This is a genomic window from Winogradskyella costae (genome assembly GCF_013403865.1).
GTDB lineage: Bacteria > Bacteroidota > Bacteroidia > Flavobacteriales > Flavobacteriaceae > Winogradskyella > Winogradskyella costae.
In genome coordinates this window covers 207,565-214,866 of sequence record NZ_JABFDK010000006.1, presented here as the reverse complement: position 1 = coordinate 214,866, position 7,302 = coordinate 207,565, and the positions used below count along the sequence as shown (strand labels likewise).

Annotated in this window: 5 protein-coding genes; all 5 read right to left on the bottom strand. The window is 32.3% G+C overall.

The features are described 5' to 3' along the window. Positions 1-402: 402 nt before the first annotated feature. The 5 genes from HM986_RS13365 to HM986_RS13345 all read right to left on the bottom strand — a co-directional run bounded on the left by HM986_RS13365 (position 403) and on the right by HM986_RS13345 (position 7,205). The gene (locus HM986_RS13365; RefSeq protein WP_179335591.1) at positions 403-639 is read right to left on the bottom strand and encodes a DUF6095 family protein; all 237 of its coding nucleotides are present in this window, start codon (positions 637-639) and stop codon (positions 403-405) included. Next, a complete protein-coding gene (murQ, locus tag HM986_RS13360; RefSeq protein WP_179335590.1) occupies positions 626-1,438 on the bottom strand; it encodes an N-acetylmuramic acid 6-phosphate etherase in 813 nt (270 codons plus the stop codon). The genes HM986_RS13365 and murQ overlap by 14 nt, the downstream gene beginning before the upstream one ends. Before the next feature lie 202 nt (positions 1,439-1,640). Beyond that, on the bottom strand, positions 1,641-2,456 hold the full coding sequence (locus tag HM986_RS13355; protein WP_179335589.1) for a DUF4249 domain-containing protein: 816 nt from the start codon (positions 2,454-2,456) through the stop codon (positions 1,641-1,643). 3 nt (positions 2,457-2,459) lie between these two features. Continuing rightward, on the bottom strand, positions 2,460-4,835 hold the full coding sequence (locus HM986_RS13350; protein WP_179335588.1) for a TonB-dependent receptor: 2,376 nt from the start codon (positions 4,833-4,835) through the stop codon (positions 2,460-2,462). A 147-nt stretch (positions 4,836-4,982) separates the two neighbouring features. Then, the gene (locus HM986_RS13345; protein WP_179335587.1) at positions 4,983-7,205 is read right to left on the bottom strand and encodes an NADP-dependent isocitrate dehydrogenase; all 2,223 of its coding nucleotides are present in this window, start codon (positions 7,203-7,205) and stop codon (positions 4,983-4,985) included. Positions 7,206-7,302 lie beyond the last annotated feature (97 nt).

The following is a 7,302-nucleotide window of genomic DNA, read 5'->3' as shown; positions in this document are numbered from 1 at the left end:
GGAAGAGTAGGTCGCCGCCTTTTTTGAAAACCCTTACTATTAATTTAGTAAGGGTTTTTTGCTTTTGATTTATAAGGAACTTAGAAATTGAATGATTAAACAACCTTGGTCAACTATATACAGTGATTTAATGAAATGTATTCAACAGAAAAATTAGTATCTCTTTTAAATATAAGTCAGTGTCGAATCTACTTACTAAATATTAGGTTTTATATCTTGTTTAAGTTTGTAAGAATACTCTCTAAATTTGATTGTGACAAATAATATGTATGACATCCAATTGTTAATTTAAAAAAAAATTAGATGTCGTATTTTTCTTAGAGTCCTTGAGGAATGAGTTTTACTATTAAGTAACCCGTGATGTTTTATTCACTATAATAGTATTCAAACTATGAAATACGTTTACTTCTTTTTAAATATACTATCTAAAATAGTATTAATACCCAGGAATAAAAAAAGGATAGCTCCGATACAGAGTATAAAAGCTGTAATAAGAAGCGGTATATAGAGTGGTTTTTCGTTATTATCTAATGCTAAGTGCACTAATGTTGGACCTGCGAACATTAGTCCTAAGCAAATCCCTAATCGTTTTAATCCTTTGGCTAAGATACTTTTATCCGTTCTATTATTTTCGTCCATGGGTAATACTTTCTCTTACGTTTTTATATTTACTCAATAAATGTGATGCTTCTGGTTCTGAAATATTAAGTTCTGTCATGATCATATTTACAGCTCTATTCACTAATTTATCATTACTGAGTTGCATATCTACCATTTTATTTCCTTTTACTTTACCTAACTGTATCATTACTGTAGTTGTGATCATATTAAGAACGAGTTTTTGAGCTGTACCTGCTTTCATTCTTGAACTTCCTGTTAAGAATTCTGGTCCTACAATAACTTCTATAGGAAACTTAGCCGTTAAAGATAAAGGACTATTATGATTACAGGTTATACAACCAGTTACTATATTGTTATCATTACACTTTTCTAATGCACTAATAACATATGGTGTTGTACCAGATGCCGCGATGCCTATAACAACATCTTGCTTTGTAATATGATAAGCTTCTAAGTCTTTCCAGCCTTGTGTGGTAGAATCTTCTGCATTTTCTACTGCTTTTCGAATGGCAATATCACCTCCGGCTATGATACCAATTACCAAATCAGGCGAAACACCAAAAGTAGGTGGGCATTCAGAAGCGTCGAGAATTCCTAATCTTCCACTAGTGCCAGCACCCATATAGAAAAGCCGTCCACCAATGTTTAATTTATTGACTATTTGTGAAATAAGTGCTTCTATTTGTGGCAAAGCTTGCTGTACAGCTAAAGGAACGCTATGGTCTTCTTTGTTAATAGAATTTATAATCTCTTTAACAGACATGTTTTCGAGATTATTATAGTTAGAGTCTTGCTCTGTTGTTTTTATAAAAGTCATGCCTTAAAGGTAAGAAATAAATTTGGCGGATAGGTTGTATTAGCGGTAGTAACGGCATCCTTTTTACAAAATTCTATAAGAGCTTACTATGGATTGAGATATGATTAATCCGTAATCAATTATAATAAAACCTTGGTGGTTAGTAAAAAGATATAGTGGATGACGCGACCCACCACAAGTGGGGAATACTGGACAAAATATATTACTCTACAGTGTAAATAACTTCATCTACTTCTGATAGTCTAAAATACCCAAAAGGGAAATTATCTGGGGTTGTTGTGTTAATACAATTTCCTCTTATGGTTGCGGGTTGTGTTTCAAAAGGCCCACCGCCCGAATCACCTCCTTGTTGAAGAAGTATAAACATGAAATCGTAAAACTGACTAGAAATTCCGTAATTTCTGATTGTAACAATATCACCTTGTTCTAAGTCTTCTTCGGTATAGAAGCCGAATATTTCGTTACCATCAGTGAATGTATCATCATAAACGGATAGCGTTGGTATTACGGGAATATCACTTATAAATTCGAAAAAGTAGTAATTATTAATTCCTAAAGGATCATTATAGTATGCTTTCAGTTCTATATCTTCTCCGGAAAAGCCACCTTCATTATTTTGTTCAATATAATCTATAGGTACGACAGATGTTAATGTTTCTGTGGCTGTATAAATTTCTCCATCATAGTTTATTACCAATGTATATGTTTCATCAATTATAGGAATAAAAGTGTTATTGTTATAAATTCCTGTATTACTTTCTTCTATAAAATTAAAAATATTACCAGCAGTATCGGTGATTTGAATTGAAGCTCCATTTGCAGGCGGGATAGTATCATCGAAAAAAGGTGCAGACAAGGAAAGCTTTATGCTCTGGTCGTTCCCTAGTGTATTTTTGAAATAATTTATAGATGCTTCAATAACTAATTTTGGGTCTGTGGTGTTTAAATCAACATCAATTACGTCTTCACAATTGGTTAAAAATGATAAAACGAGACTTATATATATTAATCTTTTCATTATTTAGAATTTAAAATTATAAGAGAATGATGGTACGATACCAAAAATGGATAAACGTGTAGCTTCATTAACACCGGTGTTTCTATTTTCACTAAATGAAATACTAGCTGCATTTTTTCGATTATAGACATTGTATATTCCGAACACCCATTCTCCTTTAAAATTTTTGGTGCTTTCTGGATTTGGATTATAATTAACAGCTAAATCTAGACGGTGATAGGAAGGAAGTCTACTTGAATTTCGCGCTTCATAATTAGGAATAGTGATATCATTGTATTGATATTGCCCGTTAGGATACGTTGTTGGTTGACCTGTTTGAAAAATAAGATTAGAACTAAATGACCATTTTTTACTTAATTCGTAATTTCCGGTAAGTGAGATGTCGTGGGTTTTATCATATGGTGTGTTGTACCATTCTCCATTATTAATTCCGGTTTCGATAGCGGTTCTTCCTGGTGTTCTCTGCTCTGATTTTGAAAGTGTATATGCTAACCAACCTGTAAATTTTCCTTGATTTTTTTTGAATAAAACCTCTAAACCATAAGCTCTTCCTTCTCCATTAAGGATTATTTGTTCTATAGCATTATTGGCAATTAAATCTGCACCATCTATGTAATCAATTCTATTTTGAATAGTTTTATAAAAACTTTCAACTTCTAAAGAATAGGCATTATTATTAAAGGATTTAAAATAGCCAACAGCGATTTGATCTAATAATTGCGGCTTAATGTATTTTCCACTTGGTGTCCATACGTCTAAAGGTGTTGGTGAACTTGTATTGGATAATAAATGTAGGTATTGACTCATACGATTATAGCTTGCTTTTACAGATGAGTTATCATTTAATTGGTATGCTATCGCTAATCGCGGTTCTAGATTTGTAAAAGATTCTATAATATCACTTCTACTAAACGTATCTGTTCCGATTGGATCGGCCTTTTCGTAAATACCAAGAGCTGTATTGAAATTTAGTGGGCTATTATTTTCGTAAATATTTAATTCATCTTGTCCTAATCTATGAAACACACTTAAACGTGCTCCATAACTTATGGAGAGTTTATCGTTTAATTTATGTTCAGCATCTATATAAAGTGCATTTTCAAAGGCATATTTATCAATGAGCTTAAACGGATTAATTCCAGATTGGTCGTCTATCGGTTTGATATCGCCTGGATTGAATTTGTAGTACATACTATTTAAACCATAGTCTAGTTTAAAGTTATTATTTATATAATGTTTAAAATCGTATTTAAGATTAAAGTTTCGTATACCTGAAACCCAGTCGAAACCAACAAAACCTAATTGTAGTCCATAATAGTAGTCTGAATAAATAACGGATAAATTAGAAAATATCTTATCTGAATAAAGATGATTCCATCTAAAGTTTACAACGGAATTTCCGAATGAATTTTCGAAACTATCGGAAATTTTAAATACATCACGACCAAAATAACTTGATAAGTAAATATTGTTATTATCATTGATATTGTAGCTTAATTTTGCATTTAAATCATAGAAATAAGCCACATTATCTAAATCAAATAGCGGTAAGAAAAGATGAGCATAGCTGCTACGACCTCCTATTAAAAAAGATCCTTTGTCTTTTTTAATGGGACCTTCAGCCAATAAACGACTTGAAATTAATCCGATACCACCATTCATATGAAACGATTTACTGTTTCCTTCTTTCTGATAAATATCTAAGACAGATGATACACGGCCGCCATATTTAGCAGGAATACCACCTTTATAAAGTTTTATATCTTTAATTGCATCAGGATTAAAAACAGAGAAGAAGCCAAAAAGATGAGATGAATTAAAAATTGTGGCTTCATCTAAAAGAATAAGATTCTGATCTGCTGCGCCACCTCTAACATTAAAACCAGAAGAGCCTTCACCAGCATTAGTAACTCCAGGCAAAAGTGTAATTGATTTTATAACATCGACTTCACCTAATACAACTGGCATATTCTTTATCGTTTTAATAGATAGAGAATTCACACTCATTTGTGGAGTTTTTATGTTTAATTTTTCAATATCTTTAGTAACTATAACTTCATCTAAGCTTTCTGCTGTCTCATCAAGTTTATAATTTCTTGTAAGATTGCTGTTAATTACTAAGGTTTCAGAAATAGTTTTAAAACCCAAATAACTTATTTGCACAACGTAGGTTCCAGCGGGCAACGTAATAGAGTAGAAGCCGTACTCATTAGTAACAGTCCCGGTTTGCTGATCGGGAATAATAATGTTGACTCCGATAAGAGTTTCATTACTTTGGTTATCTGCTATTGTTCCGCTAAGGGTGAAATTTTCTTGAGCATGAAGTATTACAGGACACAATAAGAAAAGAAAAAGTATTCTTTTGAGAGTCAATATCATAAGTTATGAGTGATGTGATTTGATTGATGGAGTGTGAATTCTTTACGAAAAGAACACCGATTTGATTTACAATACTAAAAATAATTGAAAAGAATAAAAAAAGCTTCCCGAAGAAAGCTTTTTTAACATAAAATTATATACTCTTAATTATGAATTTATAATTGAATTTAATGTCACACTTGGACGCATTGCATTCGAAATTAATTCTTCATTAGGAAGGTAATATCCATCAATATCTACAGATTCTCCTTGGCAATCAATTAATTCTTTTACAATAGCTTCTTCATTAGACGATAGTGCATTAAATTTTGATTCAAATTCTGCCTTTAACTCAGCATCTTTAGATTGGTTTGCAATAGCTTCTGCCCAATATAATGCCAAATAGAAATGACTTCCCCTATTGTCTAATTCGTTAACATTTCTTGAAGGCCCTTTTCTGTTTTCTAGTAATTTATCTGAAGCATCATCTAATGTTTCTCCTAAAATTCTAGCTTTTTCATTAGAATTAACAACAGCAAAATGCTCTAAAGAAACGGCTAATGCTAAAAATTCACCTAAAGAATCCCAACGTAAGTGATCTTCTGCAAGAAATTGTTGAACATGCTTAGGTGCAGATCCACCTGCGCCAGTCTCAAATAAACCACCACCATTCATTAAAGGAACAATAGATAACATTTTAGCGCTTGTACCAACTTCTAAAATTGGAAATAAATCGGTTAAATAATCTCTAAGAACATTTCCTGTCACAGAAATAGTATCTTTTCCTTCTTTTATTCTTTTTAATGTAAAGTTCGTTGCATCTACTAAAGATAGAATTCTGATATCTAAACCTTCAGTATCATGATCTTTAAGGTAAGTATTTACTTTCTTTATCAATTCAGCATCATGTGCTCTTTTCTTATCTAACCAAAAGACAGCAGGTGTTTCTGATGCTCTTGCTCTAGTTACAGCAAGTTTTACCCAATCTTGAATAGGTGCGTCTTTAACTTGACACATTCTCCAAATATCACCAGCTTCTACTTTATGACTTAATAATACTTTACCGTCGGCATCGATAACATCAACTTTTCCTTTAGAAACTATTTCGAAAGTTTTATCGTGAGATCCGTACTCTTCAGCTTTTTGAGCCATAAGGCCAACATTAGGAACTGTTCCCATAGTCGTTGGATCAAAAGCACCATTCTTTTTACAGAAATCAATGGTTGCACTATATACTCCAGCATAACTACTATCTGGGATTACAGCTTTTGTATCTTGTAATTTACCTTCTGCATTCCACATTTGACCAGAAGTTCTAATCATTGCTGGCATAGAGGCATCGATAATAACATCACTTGGCACATGAAGATTTGTAATTCCTCTTTCTGAATTTACCATTGCAACATCTGCACCATGCGTTAACTCATAACGGATATCAGCTCTAATTGCATCACGTTTTTCTTCAGGTAGTTCACTTAATTTTTCTAATAAATTTCCAAATCCATTATTGACATCAACACCAATTTTATCGAATGTTTTTCCATGCTTATCAAATAAATCTTTGAAGAAGATACGAACAGCATGACCAAAAATGATAGGGTCAGAAACCTTCATCATCGTTGCTTTCATATGCAATGAAAATAGTACACTCTTATCCAAGGCATCCTCAACTTGCTCTTCTAAAAATTCTAACAAAGCACTTTTGCTCATCAATGTAGCATCGATAATTTCACCTTTTAATAAGGCTAAATCACTTTTTAAGTTTGTTTTATTACCTTTTGCATCGGTATGTACAATATTTATAGAAGTGGCTTCATCTAATGTTACTGATTTTTCGTTGTGAGCAAAATCTCCTTTAGACATGGTTGAAACATGTGTTTTAGAATCAGAGGACCAAGCACCCATACTATGTGGGTTTTTCTTAGCGTAATTTTTAACAGCTTTAGGTGCACGTCTGTCTGAATTCCCTTCTCTTAAAACCGGATTAACGGCACTACCTTTAATTTTATCGTAGCGAGACTTGATTTCCTTTTCAGCATCATCCTTTGCTTCTTCAGGATAATCAGGAATATTAAAGCCTTTAGCTTGTAATTCTTCGATAGCCGCAATAAGTTGTGGTACTGAAGCACTAATATTTGGTAATTTTATAATATTAGCTTCTGGTTTTTTAGCTAATTCACCTAATTCTGATAAAGCATCAGGAACTTTTTGATCTTCTGATAAAACGTCTGGAAATACAGCTAAAATTCTAGCTGCTAGTGATATATCTTTTGTTTCTATAACAATACCTGAAGACTTCGTAAATGATTCAACAATTGGTAAAAATGAACGCGTAGCTAAAGCAGGTGCTTCATCTGTTTTTGTATAAACAATCTTTGCTGTTTTTGTCATATGTCTTGTAAATAAAATGAATAATATTTTGCTCGAAATTGAGCAGTGCGAATATACGAAAACGTTTGATTTTTATGGGTATAAGATTACTACTAAA

What these genes read in the sequence shown, in the direction of transcription:
- HM986_RS13365 (WP_179335591.1), bottom strand. Translation starts at nt 639, where the DNA reads ATGGACGAAAATAATAGAACGGATAAAAGTATCTTAGCCAAAGGATTA.
- murQ (WP_179335590.1), bottom strand. Translation starts at nt 1,438, where the DNA reads ATGACTTTTATAAAAACAACAGAGCAAGACTCTAACTATAATAATCTC.
- HM986_RS13355 (WP_179335589.1), bottom strand. Translation starts at nt 2,456, where the DNA reads ATGAAAAGATTAATATATATAAGTCTCGTTTTATCATTTTTAACCAAT.
- HM986_RS13350 (WP_179335588.1), bottom strand. Translation starts at nt 4,835, where the DNA reads ATGATATTGACTCTCAAAAGAATACTTTTTCTTTTCTTATTGTGTCCT.
- HM986_RS13345 (WP_179335587.1), bottom strand. Translation starts at nt 7,205, where the DNA reads ATGACAAAAACAGCAAAGATTGTTTATACAAAAACAGATGAAGCACCT.